The sequence below is a fragment of the Enterobacter sp. CRENT-193 genome (assembly GCF_002787395.1).
Classification (GTDB): Bacteria; Pseudomonadota; Gammaproteobacteria; order Enterobacterales; family Enterobacteriaceae; genus Enterobacter; species Enterobacter hormaechei_C.
The window spans coordinates 3,198,362-3,214,203 of the sequence record NZ_CP024812.1 but is presented as its reverse complement, the minus strand read 5'-3'; the positions used below and the strand labels follow the sequence as shown (position 1 = coordinate 3,214,203).

Here is a 15,842-nt window from a genome sequence, read left to right as displayed (position 1 = left end):
GGCAAACTAACAGCAAAGCCCCTTTTTTTATTGCGTCAAATCAAGGTCGCTATACTTAGCCCCCCAAATAGTCACCGCTGGTACGATTTGCTACTCTTTTCGGGGTATCTCCCCAGTAGAAAATTCGCCAGGTGTAGCGGATAGATGCTATAAGTTTTCCCTTTGATTTTTTGAAGACTGGCAGGGTAATGGACAGAAAAAGAGCAACGCTGACAGGCCTGGCGGCCATATTGCTGTGGAGCACCATGGTGGGTCTCATCCGCAGCGTCAGTGAAGGACTGGGCCCGGTGGGCGGCGCGGCGATGATTTACACCGTCAGCGGGCTGCTGTGTCTGGTAACGGTGGGTTTTCCCGATCTTCGGCGTTTTTCCAGGCGCTATCTTCTTGCGGGCAGCATCCTGTTTGTCAGCTATGAGATGTGCCTGGCCCTGTCGCTGGGATATGCCGCGACGCGCTCACAGGCGATTGAAGTCGGTATGGTCAATTATCTGTGGCCAAGCCTGACGATTGCCTTCGCGATTTTGTTCAACGGGCAAAAATCCACCCTGTGGGTCATCCCTGGGCTTCTCATCTCGCTGTTGGGGGTGTGCTGGGTTTTAGGTGGCGAAAACGGTCTGCAACTGAATGACATCATGCAGAACGTCGTTTCAAGTCCGCTGAGTTATGGGCTGGCGTTTGCTGGCGCTTTTATCTGGGCCGCCTACTGCACCGTCACCAGCAAGTATGCCAAAGGGCAAAATGGCATTACCCTTTTCGTCCTGCTGACCGCCCTGAGCCTGTGGGTCAAATATGCCGTCAGCGATCAGCCCGAAATGGTGTTCAGCGTCCCGGTTGTGGTGAAGCTATTGATGTGTGGGGTTGCGCTTGGCTTTGGCTACGCCGCCTGGAATATCGGTATTCTTCACGGTAACGTCACGGTGCTTGCGGCTGTCTCTTATTTCACGCCCGTTCTTTCCGCCGCGCTGGCGGCTATTGTGCTGAGCTCTACGCTTTCATTCTCATTCTGGCAAGGGGCATTAATGGTGTGCGCCGGATCGTTACTGTGCTGGTATGCCACGCGCAAATAGTATTTTTATTTTTTGCCGGGTACCCAATATGCCCGGCACAAAATTAACAATTATTTAATGCGTGATCACACCCTCGAATATAATTGGTAACATTCGAGACAACTAAAATTTCTGTATAGAATGCCCACAGATAGCCAGAGCCGTTGTGGAAGTTGACATAAACTGACAACACAGGTAATTAGTTCAGCGCCAATATTACCGCGCTATATAGCACAAAGTGCAATAGTTTATTTCTGAATATTTCACTTAGAAAACAGACACTGGCTCACCGGAAAATTCATAATCCGCTGTTTTATAATATGTTATCGCGCCCCACACGTTGATACTCTCTGTCAAATTCCTTTAATTCCCCAGAAAAACTAAAACGTCCAGAAATTATTTACAGCCATATTATCGTGCTTTGTTAATAATCAATTTATGTCTATATATTAACCTGATTGAGCGATTTAAGGGCAATTTACCCGATCGGGATCACACTAATTGAAATTATCTTTAATATTTTGAAACTTATTATTGAAAGCAGTCTACGGAATTTTAAAAATAGTCTGCCATTGACGATAAGCCTCGTTTAAAAATCGCTCAGGTGGCTTAGGAAATACCTAAATAAAATTATAAGGATTATTTAAGATGAAACTTAAATTAGTTGCAGTGGCAGTGACTTCCATGTTGGCAGCTGGCGTTGTTAACGCGGCTGAAGTTTTTAACAAAGACGGTAACAAACTGGATCTGTACGGCAAAGTTACTGGTCTGCACTATTTTTCTGATGATGCTGGTAGCGACGGCGACAAAACGTATGTTCGTCTGGGCTTCAAAGGTGAAACTCAGATCAACGATCAGCTGACCGGATACGGCCAGTGGGAATATGAGTTCAAGGGCAATCGCTCCGAAGCTCAGGGTTCCGACGGCAACAAAACCCGTCTGGCCTACGCTGGTCTGAAATTCGATGAATTCGGTTCCTTCGACTACGGTCGTAACTACGGTGTGGCTTATGACATCGGCGCATGGACTGACGTTCTGCCAGAGTTCGGTGGCGATACCTGGACGCAGACTGATGGCTTCATGACCGGCCGTACCACTGGCGTTGCAACCTACCGTAACACCGACTTCTTTGGTCTGGTTGACGGCCTGAACGTGGCTGCTCAGTACCAGGGTAAAAACGACCGTTCAGAGATCACCGAATCCAACGGTGACGGCTGGGGTCTGTCTTCTACCTATGAATTCGACGGCTTCGGTGTGGGTGCGACCTACGCGAAATCTGACCGTACTGACCGTCAGGTTCGTGCTGCAAGCAACCTGAACGCCGGTGGCGAAAACGCAGAAGTGTGGGCTGCTGGCCTGAAGTACGATGCGAACAACATCTACCTGGCAACCACCTACTCTGAAACCCGCAACATGACGGCGTTCGGTAACGGTCACGTTGCCAACAAAGCGCAGAACTTCGAAGTTGTGGCGCAGTACCAGTTCGACTTCGGTCTGCGTCCATCCATCGCTTACCTGAAATCCAAAGGTAAAGACATCGGTTCTTATGGCGACCAGGATCTGGTTGAATACGTTGACGTTGGCGCGAGCTACTACTTCAACAAAAACATGTCCACCTACGTTGATTACAAAATCAACCTCGTGGATGACAGCCAGTTCACCAAAGATGCCAAAGTGGCTACCGACAACATCGTGGCTGTGGGTCTGACCTACCAGTTCTAAGATCTGTTAGTTCAAAAGGCCAGCCCTCGCGGCTGGCCTTTTTTATTACTGCTGCCCTCCGACCTTCGCCAGACTAAACCAGATCCCGACCGCCAGAATCAGCAGCATGCCTCCCGCACTGCCCAGGGCCACGCTGTGCGAGGTGATGAACGCAGTTTTCGCCGCCGTCATCACCGGCTCGGCCAGCGACGGCGTCAGCTCCTGCGCCACCTTCATCGCTTCACCGATGGACGACGAGGCTTTATCGGTCAGCGACGCGCTCAGCCCCTGCGGCAGTACAATAGACGCCGAAAAGCTGCGGGTTAACAGCAAACCGAAAATGGCGATCCCCAGACCAGCGCCCAGCTCGTAGGACATGGTTTCGATCGCGCCTGCGGCGGCCGCTTTCTCTTTCGGCGCGGCAGCCATGATCGCTGACGTCGATGCCAGCAGTGCGCTGGCGGCACTGAAGCCCAACAGCACCATCAGGCTCCACGCCTGCCACTGTTGGGTGCTGAAATCAAGCATCGACAGGCCGATAAAACTGACTGCGCTTAGCCCCATGCCTCCGGCCGCGACAATGCGCAGCCCCAGACGCCCGACCAGCACGCCCGCGATCGGCCCGCTAAATCCGCTCGCCACCATCACCGGCAGCATAAATATCCCTGCTTCAAACGGCGTAAAACCATGCACAAACTGCAACTCCTGCGCCATCAGCAGTTCAAAGCCCACCAGCGCAATCATGGCGGTCATCGCCATGACCACGCCGCTTAAAATAATGCGATGGCAAAACAGACGCATGTCGATCATCGGTACGCGCGCGCGCAGCTGGATACGGACGAAGATAAACAGCATCACCGCCCCGGTAAGCAGCGTAATGGTCACCATCCACGGCGACAGCACCCCTTTCAGGGCGGTTTTGGCGCTATAGACCAGCAGTAAAATCGCCACAATTAGCATAATGGCATGGCTGATATTGAGCGGCTGCTCGGGCCGCCCCTGCTGAGCAGGCACAAAGCGCGCAGCAAGCGAAACCACCATCAGCACGATCGGCACATTAATCAGGAACACCGAACCCCAGTAAAAGTGCTCCAGCAGCATGCCGCCAATCAGCGGGCCAAACGCCGCGCCGCCCGACCCAACGGCAGCCCAGACGCCGAGGGCGATATTACGGTGCCGCGCATCAATAAACAGCGTGCGGATCCCTGCAAGCGTAGCCGGAATAATCATCGCCGCGCCTATCGCCAGCGACGCGCGGGCGGCAATCAGCCAGCCCGCGGACGGCGCAAAAGCCGCCGCTAACGATGACAGGCCAAACAGCACGCTGCCGATCATCAGCAGGCGCTTAAAACCTATGCGATCGCCCAGCGCGCCCATCGGCAGCACCATCCCCGCCATCACCAGCGAGTAAATATCAATAATCCACAGCAATTCGTTGCCGCTGGCACCCAGCGTCATGCTCAATGTTGGTGCCGCCACGTGCAGCACCGTCGCGTCAATCGCCACCGGGATATATACCAGCACGATAATCACTAACGCTAACCACTGACGAAACATAAATTTCCTTTTCAGTTAAAAACTGGACACATGTCCAGATTGCGATCCTACGTAAAGTTGAACACTTGTCCAGCTCTTTGTTACACTCGTTTCGTTGCCATTGAGAGTGAGAAATTATGCGTTATCTGAGCAAGGACGAGCGGCGGGAAGAGATCCTCCAGGCCGCGATGCGCGTGGCGCTGACCGAAGGATTCGCTGCAATGACCGTGCGCCGCATCGCCACCGAAGCGGGCGTCGCCACCGGGCAGTTGCATCACCACTTTGCGTCGGCGGGCGAGCTTAAGTCGCTGGCGTTTGTCCGGCTAATCCGCGATTTGCTGGATGCTGAAATCGTTGGCGAAAACGCTGGCTGGCGCGAGCGCCTGCATGCCATGCTCGGCAGCGATGACGGCGGGTTTGAGCCCTACATTCGGCTGTGGCGAGAGGCGCAAATTCTCGCCAGCCGGGATAGCGATATTAAAGGCGCCTACGTTTTGACTATGGAGATGTGGCACCAGGAAACGGTTGCGATTATCAGGGCCGGGGCGGAGGCCAACGCCTTTACGCTTGCTGACCAGCCGGAAAATATCGCCTGGCGTTTAATTGGTCTGGTATGTGGCCTGGATGGCATATACGTATTAAATATGCCTGAAATGGACGACGCGGCCTTTAATAAGCATCTGGATAAACTTATCTCCCTCGAATTGTTTTAATACTCCCATCGGGGTATTAATTTCCGCAAAAAGTTACAATTAGTAACACATAAAGCGAACCCAGATTCCCATTCCAAACTCAGGGATTCGCTTTTTTATCTATCCTTTCAGATGTATCCCATAACATCCAATAATTCCTACAAGCTATCGACAGGTATCTTTCTGTTTTTATTTAATTTTTTCTCTCCACTTGGGTAAGCAAGAGGGTGATATGTCACATCAAAGCGAGAAGAGTAACCAGCATCTGTTGAGTAACTGGAAACCGGAAAATGCGCAATTTTGGGAGAATAAAGGGAAACATATCGCACGAAGAAACCTGTGGATTTCCGTGGCGTGTTTGCTTCTCGCGTTTTGTGTCTGGATGTTGTTTAGCGCTATTGCGGTAAACCTTAATAAGGTCGGATTTAATTTCAGCACCGATCAGCTTTTTATGCTAACGGCATTACCTTCTCTCTCCGGCGCGATATTGCGTGTCCCCTACTCTTTTATGGTGCCGATATTTGGCGGGCGTTACTGGACCGTGTTAAGCACCGTTATCCTGGTCGTACCCTGTGTCTGGCTTGGGATCGCCATCCAGAATACCGCCACGCCTTACTGGGTCTTTATCATCATCGCACTGCTGTGCGGTTTTGCCGGCGCCAACTTCGCTTCCAGCATGGGAAACATCAGTTTCTTCTTCCCGAAAGCCAGACAGGGCAGCGCGCTGGGCATTAACGGCGGGCTGGGTAACCTGGGTGTGAGCGTGATGCAGCTGGTTGCGCCGCTGGTGATTTTCCTGCCGATGTTTACCTTTCTCGGCGTTCATGGCGTCCCCCAGGAGGATGGCTCGACGATGTGGCTGGCGAACGCGGCGTGGATCTGGGCGCCGCTGCTGATTCTGGCCACCCTTGCGGCGTTTTTTGGCATGAACGACATCGCCAGCTCGAAAGCATCCATTGCCAGCCAGCTTCCGGTACTTAAGCGCTTTCACCTCTGGCTGCTGAGCCTGCTTTATCTGGCAACCTTCGGCTCGTTTATCGGTTTCTCGGCAGGCTTTGCCATGCTGTCGAAAACCCAGTTTCCGGACGTAAATATCCTCCACCTCGCCTTCTTTGGCCCGCTGATTGGCGCCCTGGCGCGTTCGGCTGGCGGGATGATTTCAGACAGGCTGGGCGGCGTACGGGTGACGCTGATCAACTTCGTCTTTATGGCCATCTTTAGCGCCCTGATTTTCCTGACACTCCCCGGGTCTGGTTCAGGCAGTTTTATCGCCTTCTATCTGGTCTTTATGGGTCTGTTTCTGACCGCAGGCCTGGGCAGCGGCTCGACCTTCCAGATGATCGCGATTATCTTTCGCCAAATCACCCTCGACCGCGTAAAAAAACAGGGCGGGAGCGACGAACAGGCACAGCATGAAGCGGTGACCGAAACGGCTGCCGCGCTGGGCTTTATCTCTGCCATCGGTGCGGTAGGCGGGTTCTTTATTCCCAAAGCCTTTGGCACATCCCTGGCGATGACCGGATCCCCGGTGGGCGCCATGAAAGTCTTCCTCGTGTTTTACATCGTCTGCGTGCTCGTCACCTGGCTGGTGTACGGCCGCAAATCCTCACAAAAATAATAACTACATCTTCGCCGGAGCGTGATGCCTCACCCTCCGGCCATGCTATCGAAGCAGGAGAAATGTCATGAGCAAACTGTTGGACCGCTTCCGTTACTTCAAAACAAAAGGCGACAGTTTCGCCGATGGGCACGGGCAGGTGTACCACACCAACCGCGACTGGGAGGACAGCTACCGTCAACGCTGGCAGTTCGATAAAATTGTGCGATCCACCCACGGCGTTAACTGCACCGGCTCCTGTAGCTGGAAGATTTATGTCAAAAATGGCCTGGTGACCTGGGAAACCCAGCAGACCGACTACCCGCGTACCCGCCCTGACCTGCCTAACCACGAACCACGCGGCTGCCCGCGCGGCGCAAGCTACTCCTGGTATCTCTACAGCGCCAACCGCCTGAAATACCCGCTGGTGCGCCGTCGGCTGATCGAACTCTGGCGCGAGGCGCTGGCGCAGCATACCGATCCGGTGCTGGCCTGGGACGCCATTCAGAACGATCCGCAGAAAGCGCAGAGCTACAGGAAGGCGCGGGGTAAAGGCGGTTTTATCCGCTCAAACTGGAAAGAGCTTAACCAGCTGATTGCTGCCGCCAACGTCTGGACCATCAAAAACTACGGCCCGGATCGGGTAGCCGGTTTTTCCCCCATCCCGGCCATGTCGATGGTCTCTTATGCCGCCGGTACGCGCTATCTCTCCCTGCTCGGCGGCACCTGCCTGAGCTTCTATGACTGGTATTGCGATCTGCCTCCGGCGTCGCCGATGACCTGGGGCGAACAGACCGACGTGCCGGAATCGGCGGATTGGTACAACTCCAGCTATATCATTGCCTGGGGCTCGAACGTGCCGCAGACGCGCACCCCGGACGCCCACTTCTTTACCGAAGTGCGTTACAAAGGCACCAAGACCGTCGCCATTACGCCGGACTTCTCGGAGGTGGCAAAGCTCAGCGACCAATGGCTGGCCCCCAAACAGGGTACCGACAGCGCCCTTGCCATGGCGATGGGGCATGTGATCCTCAAAGAGTTCCATCTTGATAACCCGAGCGATTACTTCCTCAACTATTGCCGCCGCTACACCGACATGCCGATGCTGGTTCTGCTGGATGAACAGGCTGACGGTCTCGTGGTGCCGGGCCGCATGCTGCGTGCATCGGATCTGGCCGACGGGCTGGGTGAAACCAATAATCCGGAGTGGAAAACCATCGCCTTTGACGTGGCCGGAAATCTGGTGGCGCCGAATGGTTCCATCGGCTTCCGCTGGGGTGAAAAAGGCAAATGGAACCTGGAGTCGCTGGCCGCGGGACAGGAAACCGAGCTGACGCTTTCCCTGCTCATCACCCACGACAGCGTGGCAGACGTGGCCTTCCCTTACTTCGGGGGCAACGAGAACCCGCATTTCCGCAGCGTGAAGCAGGAGCCGGTGCTGACGCGCCGAGTACCGAGTAAAACCCTGACGCTGGCCGACGGCAGCCAGAGACGCGTGGTTAGCGTGTACGATCTGGTGCTCGCAAACTACGGCCTCGATCGCGGTCTGGAAGACAGTAACGCGGCGACAAACTACGCCGAGATAAAAGCCTACACCCCGGCCTGAGGCGAACAAATTACCGGCGTCCCCGCTTATCTGATAGAAAAAATCGCCCGTGAATTTGCCGACACGGCGCATAAGACCCACGGACGGTCGATGATCATTCTCGGGGCCGGTGTGAACCACTGGTACCACATGGACATGAACTACCGCGGGATGATCAACATGCTGGTCTTCTGCGGCTGCGTCGGGCAGAGCGGCGGCGGCTGGTCGCACTATGTCGGCCAGGAAAAGCTGCGCCCGCAAACCGGCTGGCTGCCGCTGGCCTTCGCGCTGGACTGGAACCGTCCGCCGCGCCAGATGAACAGCACATCGTACTTTTACAACCACGCCAGCCAGTGGCGCTATGAGAAGCTCACCGCAAGGGAATTGCTTTCTCCCCTTGCAGACGCATCGAAGTTTACCGGTCATCTGATTGATTTCAACGTCCGCGCCGAGCGTATGGGCTGGCTCCCTTCCGCGCCGCAGCTCAACCTCAACCCGCTGCACGTGAAAGCTCGCGCCGACGCCGCCGGGATGTCGCCGCAGGATTACACCGTGCAGGCGTTAAAATCGGGTGATATTCGCTTCGCCTGCGAACAGCCGGACAACGGCAAGAACCACCCGCGCAACCTGTTCGTCTGGCGTTCTAACCTGCTCGGTTCGTCCGGGAAAGGCCATGAATACATGTTGAAATACCTGCTTGGCACCGAGAGCGGTATTCAGGGTGAGGATTTAGGTTCAACGGACGACGTGAAGCCTGAGGAAGTAGAATGGCAAACCGCCGCCATTGAGGGCAAGCTGGATCTGCTGGTGACGCTTGATTTCCGTATGTCCAGCACCTGCCTGTTCTCGGATATCGTCCTGCCCACCGCCACCTGGTATGAAAAAGACGATATGAATACCTCGGACATGCATCCGTTTATTCACCCGCTCTCCGCCGCCGTTGACCCGGCGTGGGAGTCCCGCAGCGACTGGGAGATTTACAAGGGCATCGCCAAAGTCTTCTCTGAAGTGTGCGTCGGACATCTCGGCACCGAAACTGACGTGGTGCTACAGCCGCTACAGCATGACTCCCCGGGGGAGCTGTCGCAGCCTTTTGATATTCTGGACTGGCGCAAAGGCGAGTGCGATCTGATCCCCGGCAAAACCGCGCCAAACATTGCAGTCGTCGAGCGCAACTATCCGGAAACCTACGAGCGCTTTACGGCGCTTGGCCCGCTGCTGGACACGCTCGGCAACGGCGGAAAAGGCATATCGTGGAACACCCAGAATGAGGTCGATTTCCTCGGCAAGCTCAACTACGTCAAGCCCGACGGCCCGGCGAAAGGCCGTCCGCGCATCGAGACCGCCATTGATGCTTCAGAGGTGATCCTCGCCCTTGCCCCGGAAACTAACGGTCAGGTCGCGGTCAAAGCCTGGGAAGCCCTCGGCGAACTGACCGGGCGCGATCACACCCATCTGGCGCTGAACAAAGAAGACGAGAAAATCCGCTTCCGCGATATTCAGGCGCAGCCGCGCAAAATCATCTCCAGCCCGACGTGGTCCGGCCTTGAGAGCGAGCACGTGTCGTATAACGCAGGCTATACCAACGTTCACGAGCTGATCCCGTGGCGCACGATTTCCGGCCGCCAGCAGCTGTATCAGGATCACGCCTGGATGCGCGCCTTCGGGGAGAGTCTGGTGGCCTATCGTCCACCGATTGACACCCGCAGCGTTACCCATATGCGCGAAATCCCGCCGAACGGATTCCCGGAAAAAGCGCTTAACTTCCTGACGCCGCACCAGAAATGGGGCATTCACTCCACCTACAGCGAAAACCTGCTGATGCAGACCCTGTCGCGCGGCGGGCCCATCGTCTGGATCAGCGAAACCGACGCGCGCGAGCTGGGCATTGAGGACAATGACTGGATTGAAGCCTTCAACGCCAACGGCGCCCTCACCGCCCGCGCGGTGGTCAGCCAGCGCGTGCCGCCGGGCATGACCATGATGTACCACGCTCAGGAGCGAATCCTGAACATTCCGGGTTCAGAAGTAACCGGACGGCGCGGCGGGATCCACAACTCGGTTACCCGCGTCTGCCCGAAACCGACCCACATGATCGGCGGCTACGCGCAGCTGGCGTACAGCTTCAACTATTACGGCACCGTCGGCTCGAACCGCGACGAGTTCATCATGATCCGCAAAATGAAAAACATTAACTGGCTGGACGGCGAAGGTCGGGATCAGGTACAGGAGGCGAAAAAATGAAAATACGCTCACAGGTTGGCATGGTACTGAATCTCGATAAATGCATTGGCTGCCACACCTGCTCGGTCACCTGTAAGAACGTCTGGACCGGGCGCGAAGGGATGGAGTACGCGTGGTTTAATAACGTCGAAACCAAACCCGGCATCGGCTATCCGATAAACTGGGAAGATCAGGATGAGTGGCAAGGCGGCTGGATCCGCGGTATTCACGGCAAGCTGACCCCACGCCTCGGCGGAAAAATGGGCGTGCTGTCGAAAATTTTCGCCAACCCCGTGTTGCCGCAGATTGACGATTACTATGAACCTTTCACCTTCGATTACCAGGATCTGCACCGCGCCCCGGAGGGGGATCACCTCCCCACCGCCCGCCCACGTTCGCTGATCGACGGCAAGCGAATGGATAAAATCAAATGGGGGCCCAACTGGGAGGAGCTGCTGGGCGGCGAGTTCGAAAAACGCGCCCGCGATCGAAACTTTCAGAAGATCCAGAAAGAGATGTACGGCCAGTTCGAAAACACCTTCATGATGTACCTGCCGCGCCTGTGCGAGCACTGCCTGAACCCGAGCTGCGTCGCCACCTGCCCGAGCGGTGCGATTTACAAACGCGAAGAGGACGGCATTGTGCTGATCGACCAGGACAAATGCCGCGGCTGGCGTCTGTGCATTAGCGGCTGTCCGTACAAAAAAATCTACTTCAACTGGAAAAGCGGCAAGTCAGAGAAGTGCATCTTCTGCTATCCACGCATCGAGTCCGGCCAGCCGACTGTCTGCTCGGAAACCTGCGTCGGACGCATCCGCTATCTCGGGGTGCTGCTGTATGACGCAGACCGCATTGAAGAGGCGGCCAGCACCGAGCATGAAACCGATCTGTATGAGCGCCAGTGCGACGTGTTCCTTAACCCGAACGATCCGGCGGTGATTGAGGAAGCGCTGAAACAGGGTATTCCGCAGAACGTCATCGACGCAGCGCAGCGTTCCCCGGTTTACAAAATGGCGATGGACTGGAAGCTCGCCCTGCCGCTACACCCGGAATACCGCACCCTGCCGATGGTCTGGTATGTGCCGCCGCTGTCACCGATTCAGTCCTACGCGGACGCGGGTGGTCTGCCGCAGAGCGACGGCGTACTGCCTGCGGTAGAAAGCCTGCGCATCCCGGTGCAGTACCTGGCAAACATGCTCAGCGCGGGCGATACCGGCCCGGTGCTGCGCGCCCTGAAGCGCATGATGGCAATGCGTCACTACAAGCGCTCCCAGACCGTGGAAGGCGTGACCGATACCCGCGCCATTGAAGAGGTCGGCCTGACCGAAGCGCAGGTTGAAGAGATGTACCGCTATCTGGCGATTGCCAACTACGAAGACCGCTTCGTGATCCCCACCAGCCACCGCGAAATGGCACGCGACGCTTTCCCGGAGAAAAACGGCTGCGGCTTCACCTTCGGCGACGGCTGTCACGGCTCCGACACAAAATTCAACCTCTTCAACAGCAGCCGCATCGACGCGATCAACATCACCGAAGTGCGCGATCACGGGGAGGGAGAGTAATGCAAATCCTCAAAATCATCGCGCTGCTCATTGAGTATCCCGATGAGCTGCTGTGGGAAAACCGTGACGAAGCGCTTTCCCTGGTGGAACAGGATGCGCCCATGCTGCTGCCGTTTGCGCAGCAGCACCTGAGCGCCCCGCTGCTGGATAAGCAGGCCGAATGGTGTGAAGTCTTCGAGCGGGGACGCGCAACGTCGCTGCTGCTGTTCGAGCACGTTCACGCCGAGTCACGCGATCGCGGTCAGGCGATGGTCGACCTGATGAGCCAGTATGAGAAAGCCGGGCTGGAGCTGGATTGCCGCGAGCTGCCGGACTATCTGCCGCTCTATCTGGAATATCTCAGTATCGTCAGCGACGACGAGGCACGTGAAGGGCTGCAAAACGTCGCGCCTATACTGGCGCTGATTGGAGGCCGCCTGAAACAGCGCGAGGTCGCGCATTACCAGCTGTTTGACGCCCTGCTGTCGCTGGCGGAAACACGGCTTTCCAGCGACAGCGTGGCGAAACAGGTATCCGGTGAAAAACGGGATGATACCCGTCAGGCGCTGGACGCCGTGTGGGAAGAGGAACAGGTCAAGTTTATCGAAGACAACGCCACATCGTGCGACAGTTCGCCGATGCAGCAATATCAACGACGCTTTAGCCAGGACGTCGCGCCGCAGTACGTGGACGTCAGCGCCGGAGGCCCAAAATGACTCATTACCTGAACGTGTTTTTCTATGACATTTATCCGTACATCTGCGCCACCGTCTTTTTCCTTGGCAGCTGGCTGCGCTACGACTACGGGCAGTACACCTGGCGCGCCTCGTCGAGCCAGATGCTCAGCAAGCGCGGGATGAACTGGGCTTCGAACCTGTTTCATATCGGCATTCTGGGGATCTTCTTCGGGCACCTGTTCGGCATGTTAACCCCGCACTGGATGTACGCCTGGTTTTTACCCATCGCGGTTAAACAGCAGTTAGCCATGATTGCGGGGGGCATTTGCGGGGTGCTAACGCTGATTGGCGGCTCTATGCTGCTGATCCGCCGCCTGTTCAACCAGCGGGTACGTGCCACGTCCACCACGCCGGATATTATCATCATGAGTATCCTGCTGCTTCAGTGCATCCTTGGGCTGTCGACCATTCCTTTCTCCGCCCAGTATCCTGACGGAAGCGAGATGATGAAGCTGGTCGGCTGGGCGCAGGGGATCGTGACGTTCAAGGGAGGCTCGTCGGAAATGCTGAGCGGCGTCGCGCCGATCTTCCGCGTGCATCTGGTGCTGGGGATGACGATCTTCCTTATCTTCCCGTTCACCCGCCTGGTGCACGTGTGGAGCGCGCCGTTTGAGTATTTTACCCGTCGCTATCAGGTTGTGAGATCGCGCCGTTAATTTTGTCGGGTGGCGGCTACGCCTTATTCCACCTACGTTCACACTCCCGTAGGCCCGGTAAGGCGTAGCCGCCACCGGGCTATTTCCCCGCCTGCGGATGCGTATCAAACCCCGCCATCACGGCCGTCAGCTCTGCCAGGGTAAAGCCGTGCTTCGGGTCATCAACGCCCAGGCCAAACCGCGCCTGCATCAGCTGATACAGCGCCTCCGCATCCGGCAAATGGATCTGCTCTTCCACATGACCGTTCTGCCAGTGGGTAAAATTAAAGTTGGTCAGCGTTAGCTTGCCCCCGTCCGGCAGGTGGCGACACATCAGCAGGTGATGACGGAAATGGGACTGCGGCCAGTGCGCCGACCAGAAGTTTCCCATCACGTAATCGTTGAAGTACTGGGTCGCCAGGTCAAAATGGTACATCGACTGCCAGTGGTCGTGATGGCGGAATTGCAGTATCCAGTCGTTACCCTCGCTCAGCAAACGATAACGCCCGTGCGGGGTTTCCTGTTCCTCGTTGGCGATCAAACGAATCGGCGCCGTCAGCGTTTGTCCGCCAAATCCCACATCGGCGATCCAGCGCTCGCCGTTCAGCTCAACCAGCAGCAACCGGTGCGTACGCGGCGGCATCTGCGACGGATTGGCCAGCACAACCCGCCCCAGCACGCTGCGCACCGTAAACCCGACTTCGCGCAATACCCGCTCAAACAAGCCGTTTTGCTCGAAGCAATACCCCCCTCGACGTGCGGTGACCAGTTTATCCACCAGACACCCGTCGTCCAGATGGATTTCCCGCGGCAAAACGACGTCGATATTTTCGAAGGGGATCGCGCAGTTATGGTGTAAATGCAGCCCCCGCAGGGTATCGATATTAACCTGTACGGGCTGCTGCCAGCCCGTGCGGGCAAAATAAGCACTCAGAAATGGGGACATGATTTGCTCCAGGAGGTGATATCCCCTGTTTATAAACTATTTTCCCTTTTGCATATGCGTAAAAGTGCTTTTTCGTCATACTCATCGTGTACACGAGGAGATCCTATGAGCCACTTTCGCCCTGTTGAATTACGTCACGCCAGCCGCCTTCTGAATCACGGTCCAACCGTGCTCATCACCAGCCGGGATGAGACCATCGATCGTCGCAATGTCATGGCCGCCGCATGGTCTATGCCGGTGGAATTTGAACCCCCGCGTATCGCGATTGTGGTAGACAAAAGCGCGTGGTCACGGGAGTTGATCGAACGCAGCGGGAAATTCGGCATTGTGATCCCCGGCGTGGCGGCAGCCAACTGGACCTGGGCGGTCGGCAGCGTCAGCGGGCGCGACGAGGATAAATTTAACTGCTACGGGATCCCGGTTATTTATGGCCCTGAGCTTGACCTGCCGGTTATAGAAGAGAAATGTCTGGCTTGGATGGAGTGCCGGTTATTACCTGTCACCTCTGCGGCAGAGAAATATGACACTCTGTTTGGCGAAGTGGTTTCCGCCGCGGCGGATGAACGCGCATTTGTCGCCGGACGCTGGCAGTTTGACGGGGATAAGCTGAATACGCTGCATCATCTGGGAGCGGGTACGTTTGTCGCGAGCGGGAAAATGGTGAAGGCGCTGGAATGATTTTTTAATTATACCCATATGAATTATATAAAATTTCAATGGCATTTTATGTTTATCATGACGATGTTAAACGGAGGATATTTCAGAAGCTGTTGTATAAACAATCTTTCGTAAAGGAAATATCCATGTCATGGAACAAAGATGGCGCAATATCATATGCGAAATCACACGCGCAGCCCAGCAGCACGGGTAATTGTGCTCGTTACGTAACAGAAGCGATCAGAGCGGGTGGTCGATTAAAACTCCCCAACACGCGTCTGGCAAAAGATATGGGGCGCACATTAGTCAATGCAGGCTTTCACCTGGTATATGATCAACCCCATGCTGGTGACGTCGCAGTTATCCAAAATATAGTTGGTCATGATAGCGGTCACGTTTGTATATACGATGGTCAACAGTGGATCAGCGATTTTGTGCAACGCACCATGTATCCTGGGCAGGCTTACCGCAACATACAACCTCATTACGAACTGTTCAGGCATGATTAATGAAACCACTCTACTTTTTACTTTTCGCCCTGTCTCCGCTCGCGGCCGCAGAAAATATTTATGCACCGGGTCAGGCGGCGCTTAAATTCAATCAATGGTATATAGCGCAGTTAGATCAGAACAAACCACCCGTACTCAATCCAGACATTATGAACGAGTACGTAGCCTCAGGGACCATTGCAGCAATTAAAGAAATGTACTCTGGCGACAGTAACGATAAAGATATGCCCGATGCGGATATGTTTATCAAAGCGCAGGACTGGGATGATGACTGGAATCAGATAACCGTCTTACATTCTGATTTTGACGCCGTTTGCACAAACGTCTATGTCGCATTTGGTAAGAAGCAAGATCATGTTATTGCAGATTGTCTCGTTGAAGAGCAAGGAAAATGGAAAGTGCGATCGGCGACGCTAATTAAGTAACAGGCATAAACT

The 15,842-nt window shown here is 55.4% G+C and carries 12 protein-coding genes and 1 pseudogene; 11 read left to right on the top strand and 2 right to left on the bottom strand.

What is annotated here, in order from left to right; genetic code table 11:
• The first annotated feature begins 188 nt into the window (after positions 1-188).
• Together yddG and ompC are read left to right on the top strand one after the other, a co-directional pair.
• The gene (gene yddG, locus CU081_RS16055) at positions 189-1,067 is read left to right on the top strand and encodes an aromatic amino acid DMT transporter YddG (protein WP_003857042.1); all 879 of its coding nucleotides are present in this window, start codon (positions 189-191) and stop codon (positions 1,065-1,067) included.
• A gap of 627 nt (positions 1,068-1,694) precedes the next feature.
• A complete protein-coding gene (gene ompC / locus CU081_RS16050) occupies positions 1,695-2,768 on the top strand; it encodes a porin OmpC (protein WP_003857040.1) in 1,074 nt (357 codons plus the stop codon).
• Between the two features lie 45 nt (positions 2,769-2,813).
• On the opposite strand, the gene CU081_RS16045 is transcribed toward ompC, so the two are convergent.
• Positions 2,814-4,304, bottom strand: coding sequence for an MFS transporter (locus CU081_RS16045; RefSeq protein WP_003857038.1), 1,491 nt, complete (start codon positions 4,302-4,304; stop codon positions 2,814-2,816).
• A gap of 116 nt (positions 4,305-4,420) precedes the next feature.
• On the opposite strand from CU081_RS16045, the gene CU081_RS16040 reads away from it, so the two are divergent.
• From CU081_RS16040 to narI, 6 genes and pseudogenes are all read left to right on the top strand, one after another.
• Positions 4,421-4,996, top strand: coding sequence for a TetR family transcriptional regulator (locus CU081_RS16040; protein ID WP_003857036.1), 576 nt, complete (start codon positions 4,421-4,423; stop codon positions 4,994-4,996).
• 211 nt (positions 4,997-5,207) lie between these two features.
• Positions 5,208-6,593, top strand: coding sequence for a NarK family nitrate/nitrite MFS transporter (locus CU081_RS16035; protein WP_003857034.1), 1,386 nt, complete (start codon positions 5,208-5,210; stop codon positions 6,591-6,593).
• Positions 6,594-6,660: 67 nt separating this feature from the next.
• Positions 6,661-10,401: pseudogene (locus CU081_RS16030) on the top strand (nitrate reductase subunit alpha).
• Positions 10,398-11,942 carry a nitrate reductase subunit beta gene (gene narH, locus CU081_RS16025; RefSeq protein ID WP_058647466.1) on the top strand — a complete coding sequence of 515 codons (1,545 nt, stop codon included), beginning with the start codon at positions 10,398-10,400 and terminating at the stop codon, positions 11,940-11,942. Before CU081_RS16030 ends, narH begins: the two are co-directional and overlap by 4 nt.
• Positions 11,942-12,637 carry a nitrate reductase molybdenum cofactor assembly chaperone gene (gene narW / locus CU081_RS16020; RefSeq protein WP_022651230.1) on the top strand — a complete coding sequence of 232 codons (696 nt, stop codon included), beginning with the start codon at positions 11,942-11,944 and terminating at the stop codon, positions 12,635-12,637. The genes narH and narW overlap by 1 nt, the downstream gene beginning before the upstream one ends.
• Positions 12,634-13,314, top strand: coding sequence for a respiratory nitrate reductase subunit gamma (narI, locus tag CU081_RS16015; protein ID WP_003857027.1), 681 nt, complete (start codon positions 12,634-12,636; stop codon positions 13,312-13,314). Before narW ends, narI begins: the two co-directional genes overlap by 4 nt.
• A gap of 79 nt (positions 13,315-13,393) precedes the next feature.
• Here narI and nhoA read toward each other — a convergent pair whose 3' ends face one another.
• Complete coding sequence (nhoA, locus tag CU081_RS16010) at positions 13,394-14,239, bottom strand: N-hydroxyarylamine O-acetyltransferase (RefSeq protein WP_003857025.1); 846 nt, start codon at positions 14,237-14,239, stop codon at positions 13,394-13,396.
• A 105-nt stretch (positions 14,240-14,344) separates the two neighbouring features.
• Here nhoA and CU081_RS16005 point away from each other — a divergent pair, with 105 nt between their 5' ends.
• The 3 genes from CU081_RS16005 to CU081_RS15995 all read left to right on the top strand — a co-directional run bounded on the left by CU081_RS16005 (position 14,345) and on the right by CU081_RS15995 (position 15,830).
• Positions 14,345-14,917 carry a flavin reductase family protein gene (locus tag CU081_RS16005; protein WP_003857024.1) on the top strand — a complete coding sequence of 191 codons (573 nt, stop codon included), beginning with the start codon at positions 14,345-14,347 and terminating at the stop codon, positions 14,915-14,917.
• 125 nt (positions 14,918-15,042) lie between these two features.
• Positions 15,043-15,405 carry a hypothetical protein gene (locus tag CU081_RS16000; RefSeq protein ID WP_022651231.1) on the top strand — a complete coding sequence of 121 codons (363 nt, stop codon included), beginning with the start codon at positions 15,043-15,045 and terminating at the stop codon, positions 15,403-15,405.
• Positions 15,405-15,830 (top strand): DUF3828 domain-containing protein, encoded by a 426-nt coding sequence (locus CU081_RS15995; protein WP_003857021.1) that lies wholly within the window; start codon positions 15,405-15,407, stop codon positions 15,828-15,830. The genes CU081_RS16000 and CU081_RS15995 overlap by 1 nt, the downstream gene beginning before the upstream one ends.
• Positions 15,831-15,842 lie beyond the last annotated feature (12 nt).